Raw genomic sequence first — 23,583 nt, 5'->3', positions numbered from 1 at the left:
GCAATGTTGCTTTGAGGCATACATATCGCAGGGCTTTCCAAACTAACCAACCAAAATTTTTAAGATCTTCTTCTTAAAGAAGATTTTATATTGTTATTCGAACTATTTCTATTATGAGAAGCTACTCGTCTAGTATTATGTTCTGATGTTTTAATAATACGTTTACTCGGAGTGCTAATTTTACTGTTTTGCTTTTTATTATATGTACGAGAATTTGAATGTTTTGGTTTTTTGTCTAACCTAGTTTTCGATATAATCCTGTTTTGCTGTGAAACATGTTTTGCTCTAGCCGAAGGGGATGAGTTTTTTTCATGTATTCTTCTTGTGCTATTATTATAGTTTTCTCGTTTTACAATTGTTTTATCTAGCCTACTGGCGTATTGTTTTCTATTATATTTTACTTGTTTGTTACTATTTGTATAATTTCTTCTATTATTATTGTTTAAGTTTTTACGATTTATTGTTGTGTTATTTCTTAATCTAGATTTATTGTTTGCATAAGATCGTCTAGAAGAATGATTATTACTAATAGTGGTTCTATTTCTTGTGTTTCTATTTGCCGTAGCATAAACACTATTTCTGTAAATTGTATGTCCTCTTCTAACTCCTACAGCTGTTCTAGGTCTGTAATTATTATAGAATGGGCGGCAGTAGTTGTAACGGACAGGATAGTAATATCTCCTGTAAGGCCTATTGTAAACTACGCGGTACCTATAGGTAGGGGCACAATAATAACGGTGCCATGGTCTGTAAACATAAGACCTGTTGTAAATATTTATATAACCAGTGCAATGCGTGAAAGTATTGTATCGGTTGTAAAAAACATTTAAACCGCCAATACGAGATACATATCCAAAGTTATTGTAAAATATATTAATGTTACCAGCTTGAATAACACGTCCATAATTATCATAGTAAACAGGCGTATGCTCTATTTGGATAATAGCTCCAAATTCATCATACTGTACAGAACTATTGTAATTATAACCAGCATTAAAACTAATGTTTACGTTAGGTGATCCGTATGAAATGTTTAAGCTCGAATTGTTATTTAAGATGTTAAAGTCAAACTGACCATCTGGGAAAACCGAAAATTCCACACCATTTTCAACAAAAATATATGACTTTCCATACCCATTGTTTGTAAGAGGGGATACATAATTACTTCCTACCTTTATAGAAGCAAAAGAATAAAAACTAATTAACAAGCAAAAGGTTAATAAAACTCTATTTTTTTTATTTAAACCTGTTAATGAAAGCAGGGGTGCATGATAGTTTTGAGAGATATTCATAATATATAGATTTAAGGTTCTGTAATAAGATTATCAAACAGCATGCCATAAATAATTAGGGACGCGTTTCACAGGGCCGCTTCTGTTTCGTTTCTCCATATAGTATAGGGGTTTCATGGTTTTCCTATTTACACAAATCCTAATCGAGAGGCATAATATTTAACTTAAAATTGTGCTTAAATTGATGTTTTAAAAAACAGTATTTTTATGAAAGAAAAACGATGGTATGCCAAAGACAAAGGAAACTTGCAAAAATTGCAATAAAGAATTCAATAAGAAATTCAATTATTGCCCGTATTGTGGACAGCAGGTTAATGATGCGTTGACTATTAAAGTTTTGTTTTACAATACCATTAGTAACTATTTTTCTTTTGATGCCAGATTTTTAAAAAGTTTCTTTCCTTTAATGCTCAAACCTGGTTATTTAGCTAGCAGATTTATAGAAGGAAAGCGCCTATTGTATTTACACCCTGCCCAGATGTATTTGTTTGTTGCGGTGATTTTCTTCTTCCTATTTTCCTTTGTACAACGAGAGCAGGTGCAGAATTTAGATGCTCAACTTGAAAAACCACTTGTAGCTGTTGGTACGGATAGTAATATTTCTTTAGATACTGAGATTAAAATTTCTACCAACGAGGTTGAAAAGAATTATAGTGTAAAACCTAATGTGTTACAAAAAGAATTAGAAACAACATCGAAGTCTCAGTCTGATAAAAATAACAGTATACTCAATTTTGATAGTAATGCTAAAAAAATAGATTCACTCATAGCTATAGAAGCCCCCGATAATCAGGTGTTTAATGAGATGGGAATGAGTAATGATGCAAGTTTTTTGGAAAAGCGGGTTTACGCTCAGGCCTTAAAGCTTTATAAATCAAGAAAAGGAGGGAGTATTCTTCAAGCTTTTTTTGATGCTATCCCTATAGCTATGTTTTTTCTATTACCAATTTTTGCTTTAATACTAAAATTGCTTTACTTAAAAAAAGGTGTTTACGCTCATCATCTGGTTTTTAGCTTTTATTACTTCTCTTTTCTCTTTACAGTATTTAGCATAATCCTTGGAGTTAATTTTTTAATAGATATTCCGGACTGGATTGACATTTTGCTAATATTATCTACCTTTATTTATTTGTTTATGGCACTTAAATATTTTTATAAACAAAGTTGGCTGAAAAGCTTTTTGAAGTCAACCGTTACTTCATTGGTTTTTTTGATGTTTGTTGCGCCTCTAGCAGTTTTTGTTTTAGTAGTATTTGCTTTTCTTTTTTATTAAAATAAAAACTCAAGTTTTAGTTAAGATGTTTAAATCTTACCTTTTAAATATTTAGCTGTCACAGAGTTGTTTTCATTAATGATATCTTCTGGCGTACCAGTCGCTACGACCCTGCCTCCAGATTCGCCTCCAAATGGGCCTAAATCTATAATATAATCAGCGCACTTAATGAGGTCTATATTATGTTCAACAACTATAATAGAGTGCCCTTTTTTAATTAACGCGTTAAATGAGGTTAGTAGTTTTTGAATATCATGAAAGTGAAGCCCTGTTGTTGGTTCATCAAAAATAAACAAGGCTTTTTCCTTATTATTCCCTTTGCCTAAAAATGATCCAAGCTTTATTCTTTGTGCTTCACCACCCGAAAGCGTAGAGGAGCTTTGTCCTAATTTAACGTAGCCGAGTCCAACATCTTGAAGTGGTTGTAATTTGGTTTTAATTTTAGTCTGTGCGTTTGCTTCAAAAAAGTCAATGGCATCATCTATGGTTAGATTTAAAATATCATCAATATTTTTTCCTGCAAATGTTACTTCTAGAACTTCCTTTTTAAAGCGTTTTCCCTTACATGTTTCGCATTCTAAATGAACATCTGCCATGAATTGCATTTCAATAGTTACTTCACCTTCTCCCTTGCAAGTTTCACAACGACCGCTATCTACATTAAAAGAAAAGTGTTTAGCTTGATAGTTTCTAATGGTGCTAAGTTTTTGCTTGGAATAGAGAGCTCTAATATCATCATATGCCTTTATATAGGTTACTGGGTTAGAGCGAGATGATCTTCCTATGGGATTTTGATCTACAAATTCAATCTGACTAATGTTACTGTAATTACCTTCCAAACTTGAAAATTGTCCAGGTTTATCACCAAAATCGGTTAGTTTCTTTTGCAGGGCAGGGAATAATATTTTTTTTACTAGTGTACTTTTACCACTCCCTGATACACCGGTAACTACGGTAAGCATACCAAGTGGGAAACTAACATCAATATTTTTTAAATTGTTTTCTCTAGCTCCAACAATATCTACGTGGTATTTGGTGGTTCTTCTTTTTTTTGGGATTTCAATTTTTAAATCTTCATTAAGATATTTAGAAGTCAAGGATTGTGAATCTAGAATATCACTATAGGTTCCAATTGCAACCACCTCGCCTCCAAAAGTGCCGGCCTCGGGTCCTATATCAATAATTGTATCAGACGCTTTCATAATATCCTCGTCATGCTCTACAACAATAACCGTATTTCCAAGGTCTCTAAGCGATTTTAATACTGAAATTAGTCGCTCTGTATCTTTTGGATGCAGACCAATACTCGGTTCATCTAGAATGTACATAGACCCTACAAGACTGCTACCTAGTGATGTGGCCAGATTTATACGCTGACTTTCTCCTCCGGATAAGGTATTGGACTTTCTATTTAAAGTAAGGTAATCTAATCCTACATTGGTTAAGAAAGAAAGTCTGTTATTTATCTCTTTTAAAAGACGTTTGGCAACATGAGCGTCGTGATCGCTTAATTCTAGCTGCTGAAAAAATATCCGTAATTTTTCTAGAGGCATTTCAACAAGGTCTGTAATGGTGGTATTAGCAACTTTAACGTAATTTGCTTCAGGTCTTAATCGCTTACCATTGCATGTTTTACACTTAGTTTTTCCCCGGTAGCGAGAAAGCATAACGCGGTTTTGAATCTTATAAGCTTTAGCTTCTAATTCACTAAAAAAAGAATGCAAGCCTTCAAAGTATTTATTTCCGGTCCAAATAAGTTTTTTCTGTTCTTCGGTTAATTCGAAGTAAGGTTTGTGTACAGGGAAATCAAATTTATGAGAATTATTAACTAACTGGTCTTTATACCAACTCATACTTTCACCGCGCCATGGAAAAATAGCATTTTCAAAAACCGAAAGTCCTGTATTAGGGATTACCAAATCTTCATCAATTCCTATAATATCACCGTAACCTTCACATTTAGGGCAAGCACCGTAAGGATTATTAAAACTAAAAAGATGGATATTAGGTTCAAGAAAATCAACACCATCTAACTCGAATTTGTTACTGAATAGATTTTGGTGATTCGTTTTAAGTTCTTCTATAATACAAGTTCCATTCCCTTCAAAAAAAGCTGTCTGAACAGCGTCAGCAAGCCTGTTATAAAAATCCTCATCGTTTTTGGTAACAATTCTATCAACTACAAGAAAGAGTTCTTCTTTGTTAGAAACAGGTTCAGTAGTATCAATTCTAATAACACTATCTTTAGTCTTTATTCGGGAATAACCTTGTTGTTGTAAGGTTTTAAGTTTATCCTCTATGGAACGACCTTCTTCTAAATGGATGGGAGCAAGAAGCAGTAATTTTTCTCTTTCTTTAAATTGTTTAATATAGTTTACAACGTCTGAAACAGTGTGCTTTTTAACTTCTTTTCCAGAAATAGGGGAGTACGTTTTACCTATTCGGGCAAATAATAACTTAAGGTAGTCGTAAATCTCAGTTGTTGTACCTACAGTAGAACGCGGATTTGTAGAGTTAACTTTTTGTTCTATGGCAATGGCCGGCGCAATACCTTTTATATAATCTACTTTTGGTTTATTAAGTCTTCCTAAAAATTGTCGAGCATAACTTGAAAGGCTTTCTACATAGCGCCTTTGACCTTCTGCGTATAACGTATCGAAAGCTAAACTTGATTTGCCAGAGCCGGATAAACCAGTAATTACAACTAGTTTGTTTCTTGGTATTACCACATCAATATTTTTTAAATTGTGTAATTTGGCACCTTTAATTATGATGTTCTCTTTAGCGTTTACGTCGTCAATTGCTTTATTCATAGGCTTTTTTGGAAGATAATTTTGCAAAGATACCACAAGTATTTGAGTCGATAAAATGCCTTGTATTTCATGAAGTCTCTAAAAAAATCCAAAAAATTTTTCGTTTTAGGAATGATTGTTGTTATATTTGGAATATTAATCAAACAATTAACAAACTACGCCTATAGCATAAAATTACTTTTAAACATGTAACCCCAAGCAAGGAAGCCCTCTCTTCTGTGCGATAAAAAGTAATTATTATGCAATACGAACTTATTACGGACTCTACTTTGGTTAGTAGTTACATTAAAGGAGATGAAAGTGCTCTAGAATGTTTGATTATTCGACACAAACAGAAAATTTACAGTTTTATTTATTCTAAAGTATATGATAAAGATGTCGCTGAAGACATTTTTCAAGATACGTTTATAAAGGTTATTAAAACGCTTAAGCGTGGTGCTTATAATGAAGAAGGTAAGTTTTTACCCTGGGTGATGCGAATTGCACACAACCTTGTTATTGATTTTTTTAGAAAAAATAATAGAATGCCAAAGTTTGATAATACAGGAGAATTTAGCATTTTTTCTGTTTTAAGTGATGCTTCTCTAAATGCAGAAAAAACAATTATCAAAGAGCAGGTTGAAAATGATGTGAGGCGTCTGGTAGACGAACTCCCTGAAGATCAAAAGGAAGTACTTTTGATGCGCATTTATAATGACATGAGTTTTAAGGAAATATCAGATAGAACGGGTGTTAGTATTAACACAGCATTGGGCAGAATGCGTTACGCGCTGATTAATTTACGCAAGATTATTGATAAGCATAATATTGTTTTAACCAATTAATACAATAAAGTGATTTACTATGCGTTATGAGTTTATAATTGTTAAATTCATAATACATGGCAAAACTTTACTCTGAAGATTCTATTTCTGGAATAGAAAAATTACAACCGAAAGAAGAAACGGTTAAATTTCTTCTAAATTATTCTAAGGCTTTAAGTGTTATAAGTAGTAATAAATGGAAGTTTGAAGCGCTTCTAAATTGAGTTTTTAAGTCCTAATATAATGTATTAGGACTTTTTTGTTTTTTGGTAGTCTTTTAAAACAGACTGCCTCCCAATAGTTTTGGTAATAATATCTTTGTCAAGATTCCAGCCTCTTGCTGGCGAATATTCTCTTCCATACCAAATAATCTGAAGATGTAAGTCATTCCAGAGTTCTTTTGGGAATAAGCGTTTAGCGTCTTTTTCAGTTTGTACTACATTCTTTCCATTACTTAAATTCCATCGATACATTAGCCGATGAATATGAGTATCTACCGGGAAAGCTGGAATGCCAAAGGCTTGAGACATGACAACACTAGCTGTTTTATGGCCAACAGCAGGAAGTTCTTCTAAAGCCTCAAAACTTTGTGGTACTTCACCTTGATGCTTTTCTATAAGAATTTTAGACAGTCCATGAATGCCTTTGCTCTTCATTGGAGACAGTCCAACCGGCTTTATTATTTCTCTTATGTCATTAACGGTAAGTTTTACCATATCATATGGATTGTCTGCCTTCTCAAACAATAAAGGGGTGATTTGATTCACTCTAACATCTGTACTTTGCGCAGACATTAAAACTGCTATCAATAGGGTGTATGGGTCTTTATGATCAAGTGGAATGGGAATTTCAGGATACAATTCATTTAAGGTTTTTATAACAAAATGAACCCGTTCTGTTTTATTCATAAATCGTACTTTTGTTAAAAATCAAAGTTAATACTATGAAAACGTTAAAACAAGGTGACGCAGTACCTAATTTCACTTCGGTGGATGAGCAGGGCAATACCGTATCTTTAAGTGATTTTAAAGGAAAAAAATTAGTTGTTTTTTTCTACCCAAAAGCAAGTACGCCCGGATGTACTGTAGAGGCCTGTAATTTAAGAGATAATTATCAAGCTTTAAAAGATCAAGGCTATGAACTATTGGGGGTTAGTGCAGATTCTAAAAAGCGCCAGTTAAATTTTAAAGAGAAATATGAGTTTCCATTTCCACTTTTAGCAGATGAAGACAAAACTGTAATAAATACGTTTGGAGTTTGGGGCCCAAAAAAGTTTATGGGTAAAGAATATGATGGTATTCACAGAACCACATTTTTAATTGACGAAAATGGCATTGTTGAAAGGGTAATTAGCAAGGTGAAAACCAAAGAGCACGCTGCACAAATATTAGAGTAAAAAAAAGCGGTAATTAAATTACCGCTTTTTTTTATTTTTTTCGCCTAGTACTAAGGGTTAGAGGTTTTCTTGTGTACCCAAATAACCTATAGTCCTTTATTAAATCTGCCGTGCCATCAGGAACCATTTCTTCCCAACCGCGTTCACCGCTACCAATCATTCTAAGTATTTCTCGAGAGAAAATATTCATAATGCTTTCATCGTAGTCGGTAATATCGATTACTTTTCCATTGTATTTAAAAAACTTGTAAAGCTCTTTCATTCTAGGATAAACTTTTAAGTTTTCACTAGTTATGAGCTCTCCAGTTTCTGGATCTAGCATAGGATATAAATACACTTTTAAATCTTTGAAAAACAATTTTCCAAAGGCTTCTAAAATCCCTCCGCTAATATGTCTATAATATTTTTCATCAAAAATATCTACTAGATTGCTCACGCCCATAGCGAGTCCCATTCTTGCTTTTGTATAGTTTGAAAAATATTCAACAACTTTAAAGTATTCCTGGAAATTGGAAATCATTACTGAATGCCCTAACGAGCATAACAAATCAGCTCTATCAATAAAGTCTTGCTCATCTATTTTACCTTCAGACCTTAAGTTCGACAAAGTGATTTCAAAAACAACTACTGTTTTCTTTTCGTCAACTTTATTTTCTTTAATGAACATATTATATGATTTCTCATACATTTCCATATTCACTTTGGTAACAGGTCTAAAACTTCCTCTTAGCGCAAGGATATTTTTCTTGTAAAATACTTTTGCAGGCAAGACATTAGTACCATCTGGACCAAACATTACCGCATCTGTCATGCCATTTTTAACAAGCTGTAAGCTCATCAATCTGTTATCAACATTCTGAAATACAGGGCCAGAAAAATTAATAGTATCAATTTCAACCTGATCCTTATCTAAGTGGTCATAAAGGTAGCGGAGCAATTTTTTTGGCTCATTATATTTGTAGAAAGCACCATAAATCAAATTTGTGCCAAGCACCCCAAGTGTTTCTTGCTGTAACCTAGCATCTGTTTCTTTAAATCTTAGATGTAAGATGATCTCGTTATAATCTCCATGAGATTCTACTTGATATTTAATACCTACCCATCCATGCCCTTTAAACTGCTTTGCAAAATCTATAGTTGCAACAGTATTAGCATAGGTAAAAAAGATTTTGTCTGGATTTTTTTCACGCGTTAATCGATTTTCCATCAAATCCATTTCGTGTGTTAACATTTTTCTTAGTCGCGCTTCCGTAACATACCTCCCATCATCTTCAGCACCATAAATGGCATCACTAAAATCTTTATCATAGGCAGACATGGCTTTGGCTATTGTTCCAGAAGCACCACCAGCCCTGAAAAAATGTCGACAAGTTTCTTGTCCAGCACCAATTTCGGCAAAAGATCCATAAATATTTTGGTTGAGATTTATGCGAAGTGCTTTCGACTTTAAAGAAGGAATATCATCAAACTCCTTGTCTCCAGTTATAGTAATTTCCATTCGTATCTGGTTAAATTCAAGAAAGAGTAAAGATATTAAATAACTATTTCAAACGAAAAAATAAGCTTACTTTTGATTAAAAATTGCGGAATTGTGAAAATTACGTTTCTTGGTACTGGGACATCGCAAGGAATACCTATTATTGGGAGTGACCATCCTGTTTGCTTAAGTAAAAACCCTAAAGATAAGCGGTTGCGTGTTTCTGTTTTAGTGGAGTGGGATAACTACACCTTTGTAATTGATTGCGGTCCAGATTTCAGGTATCAAATGCTGCGTGCTGGATGTAAACGAATTGATGGTATAATTTTTACGCATGAGCACTCAGATCATGTTCTTGGCCTTGACGACATAAGACCCTTTTATTTTAGGCAAGGCGATATTTCTATCTATGCCCATAAGCGTGTACTAAAAACACTTAAAAGACGCTTTGATTATATATTTCAAATTGAAAACAAATATCCGGGGGCTCCAACAGTAGTAGTAAATCGAGTAAAAAACAAACCATTTAAAATTAAGAATATGCAGGTTGTACCTATAAGTGGTTTACACGATAAGCTTCAAGTTTTTGGTTATAGGTTTAACGATTTTGCTTATTTAACCGATATGAAAACTTTAAAAAACAAAGAGATAAGTAAACTTTATGGTGTTAAAGTTTTAGTGGTTAATGCATTGCGCATACAGCCTCACAGATCACATTTTAATCTTGATGAGGCCTTGCAGTTTATTAAACAAGTTAATCCCAAAAAGGCTTATTTAACGCATATTAGTCACTTGTTAGGGTTTCATGAAGAGGTTGAAAAAAAACTTCCTAAAAATGTATACTTGGCCTACGATGAATTAGAAATAACAATTTAAATTACAAAAATGAAGCAAAAAATATTTATCTATTTGTTTGTGTTTACCATTTTATTGGTGCTTTTTCAATATATCAATGCTAAGCGTGTGTTTGAGGGTATGAACCATAAACTTGAAGGCTATAAAACCCAACTCTCTAAGTACAAGGATTCCGTATCTATTTTGCAGAATGATATTTTAGAGGTTTCTCATTTTAATTTAAGTAGAAATGAAGATGCTATTAGTTATTTTGAAGAAGAAGGATACGATGTGTCTGAATTGATTCCTTTTATAAAAGATGAGCTTTATAAGTCTAACGAGAAAAAAGGAGAACACCCTATTGTACCTTATGCATCAAGCGAGGGAAGAAAAATGATGGTTAATACCGTCAAATTGTTAAACCATAAATGGATTATTGCCGACTTTTCAGACGGAGAATATTGGGGTGAAATATTTCTTACCTATGAGATAGCTCCGGATAGAACAGTGACTTTTAACTTGGTAGAATATTTTCTATATCCTTTTGATTAATCTACCTTAAATGCTACACCTTTTTGTTTCACTGTTTCACCAACATAGGAATATTCATAGGTGTATGAAGAATCTGTAGTAGTAAGTATTTTTAGGTGAATATCTTTATGCTCTGCCATGTTTTTGGGGTTTATGGTCTTAAAAATAACCTCACAATCATTTATCCATCTTAATTGAGAAGAATCGATTTTATTGTTATAAGTTTCAACTTGAATCGTATTACTTCTTGTAAAAGTAGATTTATAGATTTGGTTGTTTATTATTACTTCACTCGTGTATGTTCCTAATTTATAATCTTTACAGTTTCTAGTAGATTCGTAACAATTAAGCAAGAATAAAAAAAGTAGAAGGTATGTGAATCGCATGTCGTTTCTTTTAATTTTGCAAAGCTACTAAATACCACGATTAATTTTTGAAGTTTTCAAAAGTACCGTCCGAATAAAAAATAACTATCCGTTCAATCTCTTTTGAATTTATTGATGTATTTTTCTCTTCAATGATTTCCTTCTGAGGTTGTGTAATCTTGTTTTCTTGAATCATTTCAGTTTTTGAAGGGAAGGATCCTTTACCATTAAACAGCCAATATAAGTCTACCTCAGGAAAGGCAGAGAGTACTTTTAATATAAAATCTAAACTAGGTTTATTTCTCCCAGATAGGATGTGCGAAATACTGGAACGTTGAACTCCAATTTTTTCAGCAAAAGAGGAGGCTGATTCTCCGTAGTAGTTAATGACTTTATGCAGTCTTCTATTAAAATCCTCGTTGTTTATCATTGTAAACAAGTCTTTTGTGAATTAATTGATACAAATGTAACATTAATATTTTAAAGTGTACTGATAATGATTTAAACCTTTATGTTAATAGTGAATATTAAGTTTAAATAAAAATATTTATTATATTGAATATCAGTTAACTGTACATATATAATTAGTAACGTTGAGAAATTGTTAAAAACCAACACCTGGACTTGTTTAAATGGTATACAAACGTAAACTTTACACCGATAATTGGTGTTTACATTTGTAAATATTGAATTGTTTACATTTGTAAAATAAACATGAAACATGCAAACGGAAGAAATTAGAACTCTATTTTCAAAATACAAAGAAGAGAGTTTGTCAGGTAGGTATATTACGCATAAACACATTGCGCCTCTAATTGAAAAATTAAAGTCTTTTACAATTGTTAACCAGGTTGGAAAATCTGTGTTAGGAAACCCGATACATAGTATTGAGATTGGAAGTGGTAGAAAGAAGATTCTTATGTGGTCTCAAATGCACGGAAACGAATCTACAACCACAAAGGCCATTTTTGATTTGCTTAATACCCTTTTAAGTGATAATCAAGATGTTGTTCAGGTTTTAGATAACTGCAAGCTGTGTATTATTCCTATTCTTAACCCTGATGGTGCTATGGCTTATACACGAGTTAACGCGAACTCTGTTGACTTAAATAGAGATGCTCAGGACTTAAGTCAGCCAGAAAGCCTTGTTTTAAAAGAGGTTTTTGAAAGGTTTAAACCGCATTTTTGCTATAACCTACATGGGCAGCGAACCATTTTCAGTGCTGGACCTGTAAATAAATCAGCAACGGTTTCGTTTTTAGCGCCCGCTCAAGATAAAGAATGCTCGGTAACCTTAACAAGGAAAAAAGCTATGGAAATTATTGATGTAATGAATAAACGACTTCAAGAAATAATTCCAGATCAGGTTGGTGTGTATGATGATTCGTTTAATATTAACTGCGTTGGTGATACATTTCAAAGCAAAAATGTTCCCACTATACTTTTCGAAGCAGGGCATTATGATAGGGATTATGACCGTGAAGTAACTCGTGAATTAATCTATATATCTTATTTAACATCAATATGCTACATATCTAAAAACAATGTAGATGGCTCTGCTTACAAAGAATATTTTAATATACCAGAAAATGAAAAATGTTTTTTAGATATTATTATTAGAAATGTCAAAATGGGTGACGATGTAGTTGATGTTGGTATTCAGTATACTGAAAAATTGAACACAGATTCTTTAGAGTTTGTTCCTGTGATTGTTAAGGTGGAATCGTTACATGCTTTTTATGGACACAAGGAATATGATGCAAAGGGCTCGGAGGTTAGTGGTGAAAATGGAGAAGAGCTGAAAGTTAATTACGAAAACGTTTTCGTAATATTGAATAATGAAAAAATCTTGTTATAATCGAAATAAAGCATATCAATAATAAGGTTTTTTTAGTGAAAATGTATTAATTTTGCTTGATATTTAAGAATAGTTAATTATGGGTAAAATTAAATTAGACGAAATCGATCATCAAATTCTTGACATGTTAATTGATAACACAAGAATTCCATTTACAGACATCGCTAAAAAATTATTGATATCGGCAGGTACCGTTCATGTACGTGTTAAAAAAATGGAGGAATCAGGAATTATAAGAGGATCTTCACTGATGTTGGATTACAAAAAACTGGGTTATTCCTTTATAGCATATGTGGGTGTCTATTTAAACAATACCTCTCAAACCAAATTTGTACTTGAGCGTATTAACGAAATCGCCTATGTTACAGTGGCCCATATTACAACTGGTAAGTTTAATATTTTTTGTAAAATTAGAGCTAGAAGCACAGAGCATGCTAAAGAAGTTATATTCTTGTTGGATGATATAGAAGGGGTTTATAGAACAGAAACTATGATATCATTAGAAGAAAGTATTAATGATAAAAAGCGTTTAATGCATTCTATTTTTAATGAGATGAACTAGGTTGTAAAAGTTTACTTGATTTGAAAGAAATTAAAAGCCCATTTATGGGCTTTTTTTATACTCTTTACAGTTGGAAGTAATTAAACAGCTTTTGAAATGTTATTTTTAAAAAGGAATTACTAGCAAAAGGTAAATGTGACATACATTTTATTAAAGTAAAACCTAGATTCATTTATTTTTTGCATTAATCTTTTTGGTAAAGTATACCCAAAGCAAAAATACAGAAGAATATAGAAGTGCTCTGAAGAAATAGAGATGCGCAAAATCAAAGAATACATTGTGGTATTCATACAAATAAATAAGTATTGAAGACCTTAATATATTCATAAGATCAATTATAATTACCCCAATTAAAATATACTTTATTTTACGTCCAAATTTGGAAGGCATCAAAAGAATAAAACCAATATATAGCGCAAATAAATTCAAACCATTGCATCCGTCAGCTACATTTAGAAGAAATTTGTCATGATGATATATTCTTGAAAGAATAAAATTAGAGCTTAAGATGTCTCTGGAAGTTGAGTATCCAGATAATGGGGTAAAGTAATTGAGTGTAAAAACCGATAAATTTGCAACATGCTTTGTTAACGGAAAATGTAAAAATGATAAATCAATAGTAAATATTTTTGGCAAAATTTTCCATAAAATGACTAACCCAGTTCCTTTTAAGAGAAAACTCCGTGTTCTAGGGGGTAATCTGTTTTTCAACCCGTTAAATAGAATTTTAGTTTTGATCATTCCTCAAATATAGGGATTTTACTATTTTGAAATCATAGAGAGTGAAAAAACTAAGTTAGAATAAATGTCTATTTCACTGATTTACTTCTCTTTATTGACTTTATTAAAAGACTTTCAATTTCATATAATTTAGTCCTAATGCTTATATAAATGCATTAGAACACGTCTTTCAGTTATTAAAAAAAGAAATTGAGAGTTGCTATTAATATAATTAGTAGTGTTTTTGAAGCACTTTAAAGAATAATTTTGTGGATTAAAATATCTCATAGGATATTTACAGGGTAATGTTGGTTATATATCATAGATAAAATGAGATTATTAGAGTTGCTGAGAAAAAAAGGCTTTTGGCTTTTGGATTTTATTAAGGGAGGTGCAATAAGAAAGCACTATAATGATATTAAATATATAATTGAAAATTTTGATTCACCTGAAGCAGAATTGCTACAGAATCAGCATTTGAAATCTGTATTGAGTAATGCACGAGAGTTTGTTCCTTATTATAGTACTCATGCTAAAAGTGATTCGCTTAAAGATTTTCCAGTTATAGATAAAGGTATAATAAGGGATAATTTTAATAGTTTTAAGTCCATTAAGTTTATCGATAAACAGAATACAGCGGTTGTAACAAGTGGCTCAACCGGGACTCCATTCAGGCTTTATCATAATAAAAACAAAAGACTAAGAAACAATGCTGATATAATATATTTTACCAAAAGAGGGGGGTTTGAAATAGGGTCTAAGTTGCTTTTTATGAAAGTTTGGAATGATATCAACAAAAAATCCAAATTGAAACTGTTTTTAGAAAATATAAAACCTTATAATATTTTGAATTATACGGATAAAGATGTTCAAAATCTTTTAGAAGACCTTAAAAATGATAAATCTGATAAAAGCATTTTTTGTTTTGCATCTACATGTGATATTATTGTAAATTATCTTGATAAAATAAGAAGCCGTAAATTAAACTATAAAGTTAAGTCTATCATAACAAATTCAGATGAACTAAAAAGGTCTACTAAGGATAAAATGGAGAAGTATTTTCAAGTACCTGTTTTGGCAAGGTATTCCAACATGGAATGCGGGATGCTTGCTCAGCAAAAAGTTTCTGGAGGTTATGATTATGAGATAAACCACGCAAGCTTTAAAATAGAATTGTTGGATTTAGTTGAAGATATACCAGTAAAAAATGGTGAGATGGGAAGAATAGTAATAACAGATTTGTTTAATTATTGTATGCCTCTGATAAGATATAATACTGGAGATATAGGTGTTATGGGAGAAGATGAATATGGTAGACTAGTATTGAATAGAATTGATGGTAGGAAAGTTGACATGGTTTTAGATACAAAAAACAGAGTAATTACGTCGCATATTGTTACTGTTAATATGTGGAAGTATTCAGAATTAAAGCAATATCAGTTTGCGCAGATAGGGCAAAAAGAATATGAATTTAGATTAAATCCTTGGGAAGGTTTTTCTAGAGAGGAAGAACTTCTTAGTGAGTTTAAAGGGTATTTTGGAAAGGACGCTCAAATAAGTTTGAAGTATGTTAACGAGATTCCATTATTGTCATCTGGTAAACGAAAACTTGTGGTAAATGAAATGACAGCTAATTAAATTTGATTTAGATGTTTTACCGATAAAAATAGGCTTATCTCACTGGTTATCTAAATATTCGTTAGGTTGGTCTAATATTTCATCGAAATCAAGATTTTAAAAAATTTACCTCTACTTTTACAACACATTAAATTTATTTAAAATGGCAATTGAAATAAATAATATTTTAGTTATCGGGGCTAACGGTCAAATAGGTTCTGTTTTAACCCCAGCTCTTGAAAATACCTTTGGGAAAAAATGTATAATTGCATCTGATATTTATTACAAAGATAAATTTGTAAATAATTTTGAAATCCTAGATGCTACAGATTACCATGCTCTAGAAAAAATTGTTAAAAAATATAGAATTAGTCAAATTTATCATTTAGCAGCAATTCTTTCAGCCAAAGCAGAGAGAAGTCCAAGGGAAGCTTGGGAGGTTAATGTGAATTCGTTTTTTAATGTATTAGAGGTTTCAAGAAAACATAACATAAAAAAAGTGTTTTATCCTAGTTCAATTGCAGTTTTTGGAAGTCATGCAGATTTAGACCAGACTTGCCAATTTTCTAGTTTGAATCCGTCAACAATTTATGGAGCCAGTAAAGTAGCTGGAGAAAATTTGGCACAATATTACTACAGTAAATATAATATTGATGTAAGGTCTTTAAGGTATCCAGGAATTATTGGTTATCAATCATTACCAGGGGGTGGTACTACTGATTATGCCGTAGATATTTATCATAAAGCTATTTCGGGAGAAGTGTTCGATTGTTTCTTAGAGAAAGATAGTAGTTTGCCAATGATATTTATGGATGATGCTATAAAAGCAACGTTGCAGTTAATGAATGCTGAATCTGAGAGTGTTAAGATTAGAACTTCATATAATTTGTCTTCAATGACTTTTTCACCTGAAGAGGTGTTTTTGTCTATTAAAAAGTATTACCCTGAATTTAAAATAAATTATAAACCTGATTTTCGACAAGAAATTGCAAATAGTTGGCCTAGAAGTATTGATGATTCGAGAGCTAGAGAAGATTGGGGTTGGTCTCCGGACTTTGATTTGCAGAGCATGACTGAAGTTATGATTAATAATTTAAGAAAGAAAAGGTATGAATCAGCTTGAAAAAATGATTATTATTAATTCTCTATATCTGTATCTAAAAACGTTTGTTCTGTGCGACAGTTAATCATAAGAAATGTTCTAAAGAGCAAGGGTAGGAATAATAGAAAATAATACTTTTTATTTTATAAGTTTTTTAGATGATGTTACTTTTGTGGAATATGGACGATTCTATCGCATTTTGAAAACATCATTCCTGCTTTAAAATTATTGAATTCTTCAACATTGGTCTTACCATTTAGCCATGACAAATATATGGAAGGTGTATCCACGCCTGCTTCATGTGAAAAAGGATAGCCGCCACCAAATCTGGGATTCATTTCCAGGAAATAAACTTTTTCGTTTGCAACAAAAAAGTCACAGTCCATATTTCCTACATGACCAGTGTTTGATCCAATAAGTGCTGCTATTTTGGTAAACTTGTCATCAACAATGGAAATCGCCTTGTCTGTTTCGCCAGACCTCATGCCTATTTTTTTACGAACAAAAGTTCCGTAATAGTTACCATCCAGATCATTTAAAATATCCACACCATACTCTTCTCCATTGATTTTCTCCTGAATAAGAATACATTTATCCATATCTTTCAAACTAGCATCTTTTAAAATAGACTTGTGTATTCTGATATGCTGCAGTTTATAAACCAACCTCAATTCGTCCTCGTTGTTTGCAATATCAATACCAATCGAGGCGCTTCCCCATCTGGGTTTTACAATAAGAGGGTAATTAAGTTCGTTATTTTCAATGGCAGTAATTGTCTTGTCTATATCCAGATAAGTTTTTGGAGTATCTACGTTCAACTCCTTAAAAAAATTATAAGTTTTCCATTTGTCAAAGGCAATATCAATAATGTTTTCATTAGAAATGAGAACTTTACACCCATGTAATTCCAGACGCTCTTTATTCTTGGCAAGTACAGGTAATTCCAGATCATTCAACGAAATAATTGCAGTCACCTTATACGTTTTTACTATTTGTTCCAGATTGGGTATATAGTCTACATCATTAATTTTAGGAACCATAACGGCAATATCAGCGTCCACCATTGATGGTGCTGTTAAAACGTTATCCGCTGCTATGACTTTTCCTGAATTATTAAGTGCCGTTTTAAAGTAATTTATGAGATAATTGCGTCTACCTGCACAGGTGAAAAGAATATTGTGAATCATGTTATATAAGATTGCTTCTTGAGATGGATATAAAGTATTGTAAACTAGTTCATATTTTTTCTTAACTGGTCCAAATCCAACATATCCGGATCAATTTCGATACTATTGGTGTTAAAAACTTTCTTTATGGTTTTAAAAAAAATAATAACATCATTGAAGAAAGATAGAGATTCAACATACTCAATATCCCTAGCTAATTTATCATCCCAACTTAAATTATTTCTTCCAGATACTTGTGCTAGTCCGGTAATGCCAGGCCTAACGGTGTGCCTTATAGATTCTTCCTTAGTATAATAGGGTAGATAATGCACCCGTAATGGGCGAGGGCCTATAAAGCTCATATCACCTTTTATAACGTTAAAGAGTTGCGGGATTTCGTCTAGAGATGCTTTTCTAATAAAGGATCCAAATCCTGTCATTCTATCGGCATTTGGCAACAAATTCCCTAAAGCATCTTTTTTGTCTGACATAGATTTAAACTTGATTATTTTGAATATTTTCTCATTCTTACCAGGACGTTCTTGAAAGAAAAACGGACGTCCTTTATTAATAAACATTAATATAATAATTAGCATCAGAATTAGAGGCGATAATATAATGAGTCCGAAAAAGGCTGCTAAGAAATCTAAAAGTCTTTTTAAAAAGAATTTATACATGGCTTTCAATTTTTTTATACCTATGAGAGCAAAACCCAAAAATAAAACAAAATTGAATTATGGACCGCAAAATATTTAGTCAATAAAGGATTAATCGATAATATGTCGGTATATGGCGATTTTTAGTCCCAAACCTGGTGAGAGACTCGAGATGGTAAGAAAAAACATCACCCTGTTGTGCATTAAGGCAATATTGTCTTTTAAGTTATTGGAGCGATTTAAACTTTTTCTAAAAATTCAAGCAGTTAAAAAGTAGTAATTTTGAGTTGGAAACCAATAAATCATAGTCGAAAGAGCTGCGAGTACAACAAGTTTGCAAAAAAATCAAAAGAAAATCTTATTTCGTGCTTTGTTCGGAATAACACGAGAGCGTTTGCCACTAGTTTTGACATGGTTAATATTTTTAAATGTTATGTTCATAAGCTCAATACGGATTGGTAATGGAGTTTTTTATTTGTTGATATAGAAGAGGCCTGTATACCTCGCTTTTCTAAGCAAACAGTTTTTTACTATAACCGCAAATGGAGTGAAAGAGGCGTTTTTAAATAAATGTTTCAAACCTATCGGGGAATACAGGTGAGCAAGTTGGACACCGAAAAACTGAAACTCAATGGAACACAGCTTCGCCCTACTTAATTTGACTTAGATGTTCTATACAATCCACGTCTGTTTTAAGCGTTCAGCAAACTGGAATGAGAGGGGCTCTTAAAAAATTCCATTTAATCCCATATTCTAAGGACATACAAGTTATGAAATTATCTATTTACCTCTAAAAATTCATAAATTGATATGTCGAATTAGTAGAAAAAGTTTACATTTAGGAAGTAATTTCAGGTAATAGCGCTAATAACAACATACTATCTATCTTCTTAAATGATGAAAAACTTAAATGCTGAATTATATTCGAATGAGTTATTAGAAGTCTGGTCAAAAAAGAGTCATCTCTTATTGTCAGAAAAAATGCTCTTTAAGAAGTACCTGGTAAATACTTCCAAAAATGTTCTTGATGTAGGAACAGGAGGGGGGCGTTTGGCTTTTTATGTTGAGAATTTGGGTTTCGACAGTATTAGGGCATTTGATATTGTTCCGGGCATGATTGATTATGCTATTGAACGAGGTAAAACTTTAAATTCAAAGGTGAAGTTTGAGGTTGGAGATGCTACAGAATTGCTCCAGTATAGTTCAGAATCATTTGATTACGCGTTATATATGCAGCAGGTTCTCAATTTTATTCCTACAGAAAGCGGTTTTAAAAATGCTTTAAAAGAATCCTATAGGATTCTCAAACCTGGAGGTATAGTATTTTTTTCTTTTCTGGATTATGACTCTCGAAGATTTAACCCTCTACTTAATACCTTTGTTAACCTGATTAGAAGGGTTAGGAATGAGACTCTTTTAAGACACAGATTACCATGGTTAAAGATTAATGGTAAGTTTAACTGGAAACTGTTTAATAAAAATCAGGCATGTGCCTATTGGGTGAAAGAAAAAGAGATTATAGATCAATTGAAAACTCTGGGGTATGATATTTTAGAGGTTAAGAACCAAAGCGATTTTAAGGCTTCAAAGCCAACTCAGAAAAAGGGGATGCTTTATATCGTTTGTAGTAAATAAAGAACATAAACCTTTTTACTCAATTGATTTTAGGAGGTTTGATTGTTGCTATTAGCTTATGAGTTCTATTACATATTCTGAAATTTGAGACCAAGTTTTGGATTCCCAAAGTATATTTGAAGCATAAAGAATCACAACTAGAGCTAAAATATTTATAAAATTAAATTGAAACCTCTTCTTTAAAAAAAGCAAGTCACAAAATCCTACCGCCATCATTGGTAATAACATAAGCGAATAAAAAACAAGCGGGATACGCCCTATTTCAACTCCCATAAAATTAAGTCTTGCTACTGCAGCACTGCATAACATTGAAGATGCAAAAACCATGAAGCGCTTATGTTTATATGCAACTTTACGTTTTTTAAAGCCGAGTAAAGAAAATATGGTAAAAGCAAATAAATAGCTCAGGTTATCTCCAATCTCCGAAGGAGTTGTAGGGGTTTTGGCAAAGCTTGTGTAAAAACCACTTACAAATATTAATGGCACAACAAGTAAGGCACTAATACCTAATATTTTATGAGTTTTGTGTGCTTTTTTCCAAATAAGACAGGATTGTATGAAGAACAATAATACCCAACTTGAAAAAATGATACCATGCAGTTTTAAATGAAATTTTAATTGGTACTCATAACCAGATATAAAAAAAAATCGTGAAAAGCCGTTTAGTGTTATTACCAAGAACCATAGGGCTAAAGCTGAAAATAAGTACCTATCTCTATGAGGTTTCATATAATAATTCATGTTTAAGGGTACCAAGATACGTTTCTGACTTTCTATGATCTTTAAAGTAAAGATACCAAATAATTACAAGGTCTTAATAATATTTTGTATTCATTTTAATCAAATAACAACCATAAAATGGTGGTTAATCGGTTTGGTTTCTTTGGTATTATTTGGAAAAATGCAAAGGGCATTGTTTCTTATCGTTATTTTCTTCAGGTAGCCAAAACTGTTTCCATTCTCTCGAGTGTCTGTCTGGATAAGCGCCTATGAGCGGTGAAACAGGGATTTCATCGTACTCGTTTACTCGGTTCCTGATTGTTTTTCTAACCAAATCTGCACGTTTCGAGCCTCCTGTAACTGGTTGCAGCGTTTCCATAGTCTGAATAACCATCATCATGTCAGATGAACAATGTCTGCTTCTACGCTTTTTATAGACTGAGCTGTGTCCTGTTATAAATAAAGGAGTACCATGAAAACAAAATTGCCATTTATAATTCTCAGGATTATTTGGAATTTCAATTGGCCAGGGTCGATTATCAGAACTAACAAGGTACTGTAATATATTCCAAAAGGCTGATTCATGTACATCTAATGATGCCTCTCCATTGTTTTCAATGAAAACAACAAGAACAGATGGCCATCCAAAAGACTTATATCGATTTAAATAATCAACTAAAGCCTCCTTAAAGATTTCGGGCTTTTTTAATTCACCGTTCTTAATATAGGTATATCGAAAAGAGGATTTCTCTATACCAGTCTTAGCAAAGTGACAAGGAAAAGGATTGGAGTTATCACTCATAGTGTTTCTAAAACCTTCAAAACTTTGCTGAACCCATTCTGGGACTTCATTTATATCGTTTTCTAAATTATATAATCGCATTTTGAGCATATTGTTAAAAATTTGAGATAAGTATCGATTTGCCTACATTTATCTGAGTTTATGGAAATAGATTCTACTTGATATAGTTATTTACCGTTGCTCTTCTTTTTCCAGAGTTCAGTAGAGGAATTTCATCAACATATTCAATATTTATCAAAGCATCATCTCCTAAATAATTCTTAAATTCAAGTATCAGTTCTGTTTCTTGTTTAAATACTTCATCACAATTAAGTTTTAAAGTGTAGGACATTTTATCTTCTTGGATTAATTGCGCCTGTATAATTCCTCTAAAATCTTCAACACTGGCAATAATCATAGAAGGTACAATAATTCCTTTTGTATTAAAAATCAAATCAGACTTTCTACCTTCGATATGTTTAAATACTGGAGGGGAAACACTATGATCCATGCAACCAACATCACCTGTGTCATATCTAATTATTGGCATTCCAAAATTAAACAAATCTGTAAGTACAATTCTTCCAGATTCTCCAGGTTTTACAGGAACATCTTTATCTAGCTGTAATATTTCAAAATGGTAACTGGCCCAGTTAATTACAAAGTCTTCGCCTTTATATGGTAATTGTTGAGCAAGTATTCCATTCTCCATATTGGAATACCTAGAGACTACAGGTGCATTAAAGTAGTACTGCATACTCTTTTTTGTAAAAGGTGTCAATGCTTCAGCTACTGCAATAACAGATTGAACCTTAGCGTGTATTGGCTTGGCATTCATATCTTTAATGCAACGGCACATAACTTCAAATCCGGAAGCATAACCTAGCCATACCTTGTTTGACTTATCTTTTGATAGGTTATTAATAATTTTAGAGGCCCTTTGATTGTCAAGGTTTAAGACATCTATAGCTGATATATTTTGCATCCAAGAAAGTAATTTACTCTTTTTAAGGTCATCGCTCCAGCGTCTCAAAAATAGAAGCTTAAAACCAATCTTATAGTGAGCGAGATTCGAAAAATAAATTAAATCAGCCATGTTTCTTAATCTTTTATTTTTGTCTTGAATTACTGTAAGAGGTGTTCCTGTAGATCCGCTTGTTGTTACGGAATATTTTTTTTTATTTCTAAAATTCTTGGAGATAAGCTTTTCAGATTCCAATCGCAAAATATTTTTATTTACTACGGGGAAGTCTTCTAAAACGGCATTAATTTTTAAGTTTTTGTAAAAAGCAGTGGTTTCAATTGCATGGCGCAATATATGTTTTAAGTGTTGTGATTGTATTGAATTAGTTCTTTGAGAATTATAATTTGTTAGAACATATTCAATATTTTTATAATGTTTATTGATTTTCGAACCTTTAACTAAATCAATAAACCAAAAGGCTTTATATCGCAGGTTTTCAAGAAACATTATATTAAATAATTATCATTTAGTTTGTGGTGTAAATAATTCATAAGACTAATTCGAACTTATTCTCAATAAAATAAGAAAGAATTATTGATCTCATCAAATTTACTAGTTAATCTAAAAAAAATGAGGGGCGAAGTACCTTATAAGTAGTTTCATTTATATTAATTATCTTAAACTCATTTATAGATGTTCTCTTTTTTGATAAGTCTTAAGCCTATTATATCTATTCGCATTAATTACTGATTTTTGCAGTCATGGAAATAAAAAAATCTCACGACATATTATTTTTAGAAATAAATATGATACTGAGAGTAGTTACTAATTCAAACTCTAAAATCAACTCTAATGACATTGATAAAATCATTAGATAATGCTCAATTTTGAATGTTGCCAACTACTAGATTCTTTATGAATCAATTTTTTGAGTTGTTGGTTAGTTATTCTTTCATGGAAAACTGTCTTTAATTGACATTATTCTGTAAGCTTCCCCAAAAATCGAACTGTTTAAAAG

Annotated in this window: 23 protein-coding genes; 11 read left to right on the top strand and 12 right to left on the bottom strand. The window is 32.0% G+C overall.

The annotated features are described in order from the left end of the window. Positions 1-59: 59 nt before the first annotated feature. Positions 60-1,292, bottom strand: coding sequence for a hypothetical protein (locus E5D58_RS07080; RefSeq protein ID WP_136481151.1), 1,233 nt, complete (start codon positions 1,290-1,292; stop codon positions 60-62). A gap of 226 nt (positions 1,293-1,518) precedes the next feature. On the opposite strand from E5D58_RS07080, the gene E5D58_RS07075 reads away from it, so the two are divergent. Continuing rightward, entirely contained in the window at positions 1,519-2,565 is a 1,047-nt protein-coding gene (locus tag E5D58_RS07075) for a DUF3667 domain-containing protein (RefSeq protein ID WP_136481150.1), read from the top strand. Between the two features lie 29 nt (positions 2,566-2,594). On the opposite strand, the gene uvrA is transcribed toward E5D58_RS07075, so the two are convergent. After that, positions 2,595-5,378, bottom strand: coding sequence for an excinuclease ABC subunit UvrA (uvrA, locus tag E5D58_RS07070; protein ID WP_136481149.1), 2,784 nt, complete (start codon positions 5,376-5,378; stop codon positions 2,595-2,597). 239 nt (positions 5,379-5,617) lie between these two features. On the opposite strand from uvrA, the gene E5D58_RS07065 reads away from it, so the two are divergent. Next, positions 5,618-6,202 (top strand): RNA polymerase sigma factor, encoded by a 585-nt coding sequence (locus tag E5D58_RS07065; RefSeq protein ID WP_136481148.1) that lies wholly within the window; start codon positions 5,618-5,620, stop codon positions 6,200-6,202. A gap of 56 nt (positions 6,203-6,258) precedes the next feature. Continuing rightward, the gene (locus E5D58_RS14945; RefSeq protein ID WP_168796649.1) at positions 6,259-6,405 is read left to right on the top strand and encodes a hypothetical protein; all 147 of its coding nucleotides are present in this window, start codon (positions 6,259-6,261) and stop codon (positions 6,403-6,405) included. A 24-nt stretch (positions 6,406-6,429) separates the two neighbouring features. On the opposite strand, the gene E5D58_RS07060 is transcribed toward E5D58_RS14945, so the two are convergent. Next, on the bottom strand, positions 6,430-7,089 hold the full coding sequence (locus E5D58_RS07060) for an endonuclease III domain-containing protein (RefSeq protein WP_136481147.1): 660 nt from the start codon (positions 7,087-7,089) through the stop codon (positions 6,430-6,432). 35 nt (positions 7,090-7,124) lie between these two features. On the opposite strand from E5D58_RS07060, the gene bcp reads away from it, so the two are divergent. Next, entirely contained in the window at positions 7,125-7,577 is a 453-nt protein-coding gene (gene bcp / locus E5D58_RS07055; protein WP_136481146.1) for a thioredoxin-dependent thiol peroxidase, read from the top strand. 31 nt (positions 7,578-7,608) lie between these two features. Here the strand turns inward: bcp and E5D58_RS07050 are convergent, their stop codons facing one another. Then, complete coding sequence (locus E5D58_RS07050) at positions 7,609-9,075, bottom strand: TonB-dependent receptor (RefSeq protein ID WP_205660306.1); 1,467 nt, start codon at positions 9,073-9,075, stop codon at positions 7,609-7,611. A gap of 93 nt (positions 9,076-9,168) precedes the next feature. Between E5D58_RS07050 and E5D58_RS07045 the strand changes: the two genes are divergently transcribed. Together E5D58_RS07045 and E5D58_RS07040 are read left to right on the top strand one after the other, a co-directional pair. Continuing rightward, positions 9,169-9,930: an MBL fold metallo-hydrolase gene (locus E5D58_RS07045; protein WP_136481144.1), complete on the top strand. Its 762-nt coding sequence runs from the start codon at positions 9,169-9,171 to the stop codon at positions 9,928-9,930. A 9-nt stretch (positions 9,931-9,939) separates the two neighbouring features. Next, the gene (locus tag E5D58_RS07040) at positions 9,940-10,440 is read left to right on the top strand and encodes a hydrolase (protein ID WP_136481143.1); all 501 of its coding nucleotides are present in this window, start codon (positions 9,940-9,942) and stop codon (positions 10,438-10,440) included. Here E5D58_RS07040 and E5D58_RS07035 read toward each other — a convergent pair. Together E5D58_RS07035 and E5D58_RS07030 are read right to left on the bottom strand one after the other, a co-directional pair. Beyond that, on the bottom strand, positions 10,437-10,805 hold the full coding sequence (locus E5D58_RS07035; protein WP_136481142.1) for a DNA topoisomerase IV: 369 nt from the start codon (positions 10,803-10,805) through the stop codon (positions 10,437-10,439). The genes E5D58_RS07040 and E5D58_RS07035 overlap by 4 nt on opposite strands. A 40-nt stretch (positions 10,806-10,845) precedes the next feature. Beyond that, positions 10,846-11,214 (bottom strand): helix-turn-helix domain-containing protein, encoded by a 369-nt coding sequence (locus tag E5D58_RS07030; RefSeq protein ID WP_136481141.1) that lies wholly within the window; start codon positions 11,212-11,214, stop codon positions 10,846-10,848. 291 nt (positions 11,215-11,505) lie between these two features. Here E5D58_RS07030 and E5D58_RS07025 point away from each other — a divergent pair, with 291 nt between their 5' ends. Both E5D58_RS07025 and E5D58_RS07020 read left to right on the top strand, forming a co-directional pair. Beyond that, positions 11,506-12,642 carry a M14 family zinc carboxypeptidase gene (locus tag E5D58_RS07025; RefSeq protein ID WP_136481140.1) on the top strand — a complete coding sequence of 379 codons (1,137 nt, stop codon included), beginning with the start codon at positions 11,506-11,508 and terminating at the stop codon, positions 12,640-12,642. 79 nt (positions 12,643-12,721) lie between these two features. Then, positions 12,722-13,204 (top strand): Lrp/AsnC family transcriptional regulator, encoded by a 483-nt coding sequence (locus E5D58_RS07020; protein WP_136481139.1) that lies wholly within the window; start codon positions 12,722-12,724, stop codon positions 13,202-13,204. A 168-nt stretch (positions 13,205-13,372) separates the two neighbouring features. Here the strand turns inward: E5D58_RS07020 and E5D58_RS15225 are convergent, their stop codons facing one another. Next, positions 13,373-13,945 carry an exosortase/archaeosortase family protein gene (locus E5D58_RS15225; protein WP_136481138.1) on the bottom strand — a complete coding sequence of 191 codons (573 nt, stop codon included), beginning with the start codon at positions 13,943-13,945 and terminating at the stop codon, positions 13,373-13,375. Between the two features lie 309 nt (positions 13,946-14,254). Here E5D58_RS15225 and E5D58_RS07010 point away from each other — a divergent pair, with 309 nt between their 5' ends. Together E5D58_RS07010 and E5D58_RS07005 are read left to right on the top strand one after the other, a co-directional pair. After that, a complete protein-coding gene (locus E5D58_RS07010) occupies positions 14,255-15,562 on the top strand; it encodes a phenylacetate--CoA ligase family protein (protein WP_136481137.1) in 1,308 nt (435 codons plus the stop codon). A 142-nt stretch (positions 15,563-15,704) separates the two neighbouring features. Continuing rightward, on the top strand, positions 15,705-16,664 hold the full coding sequence (locus E5D58_RS07005) for an NAD-dependent epimerase/dehydratase family protein (RefSeq protein WP_136481136.1): 960 nt from the start codon (positions 15,705-15,707) through the stop codon (positions 16,662-16,664). A 143-nt stretch (positions 16,665-16,807) separates the two neighbouring features. Here E5D58_RS07005 and E5D58_RS07000 read toward each other — a convergent pair whose 3' ends face one another. Next, entirely contained in the window at positions 16,808-17,830 is a 1,023-nt protein-coding gene (locus E5D58_RS07000) for an ATP-grasp domain-containing protein (protein ID WP_136481135.1), read from the bottom strand. Between the two features lie 44 nt (positions 17,831-17,874). After that, entirely contained in the window at positions 17,875-18,486 is a 612-nt protein-coding gene (locus tag E5D58_RS06995; protein ID WP_136481134.1) for a sugar transferase, read from the bottom strand. Positions 18,487-19,359: 873 nt separating this feature from the next. Here E5D58_RS06995 and E5D58_RS06990 point away from each other — a divergent pair. Then, positions 19,360-20,100, top strand: coding sequence for a class I SAM-dependent methyltransferase (locus E5D58_RS06990; RefSeq protein ID WP_136481133.1), 741 nt, complete (start codon positions 19,360-19,362; stop codon positions 20,098-20,100). Positions 20,101-20,151: 51 nt separating this feature from the next. Here E5D58_RS06990 and E5D58_RS06985 read toward each other — a convergent pair whose 3' ends face one another. The 3 genes from E5D58_RS06985 to E5D58_RS06975 form a co-directional block, all read right to left on the bottom strand. Further along, the gene (locus E5D58_RS06985; RefSeq protein WP_136481132.1) at positions 20,152-20,829 is read right to left on the bottom strand and encodes a hypothetical protein; all 678 of its coding nucleotides are present in this window, start codon (positions 20,827-20,829) and stop codon (positions 20,152-20,154) included. 160 nt (positions 20,830-20,989) lie between these two features. Further along, positions 20,990-21,703 carry a YqcI/YcgG family protein gene (locus E5D58_RS06980; protein WP_168796648.1) on the bottom strand — a complete coding sequence of 238 codons (714 nt, stop codon included), beginning with the start codon at positions 21,701-21,703 and terminating at the stop codon, positions 20,990-20,992. 73 nt (positions 21,704-21,776) lie between these two features. After that, positions 21,777-22,916, bottom strand: coding sequence for a phenylacetate--CoA ligase family protein (locus E5D58_RS06975; RefSeq protein WP_136481130.1), 1,140 nt, complete (start codon positions 22,914-22,916; stop codon positions 21,777-21,779). Positions 22,917-23,583: the final 667 nt, after the last annotated feature.

Source organism: Cognatitamlana onchidii, from assembly GCF_004804355.1.
Lineage (GTDB): Bacteria > Bacteroidota > Bacteroidia > Flavobacteriales > Flavobacteriaceae > Cognatitamlana > Cognatitamlana onchidii.
This window is presented reverse-complemented; position numbering and strand designations above follow the sequence as displayed.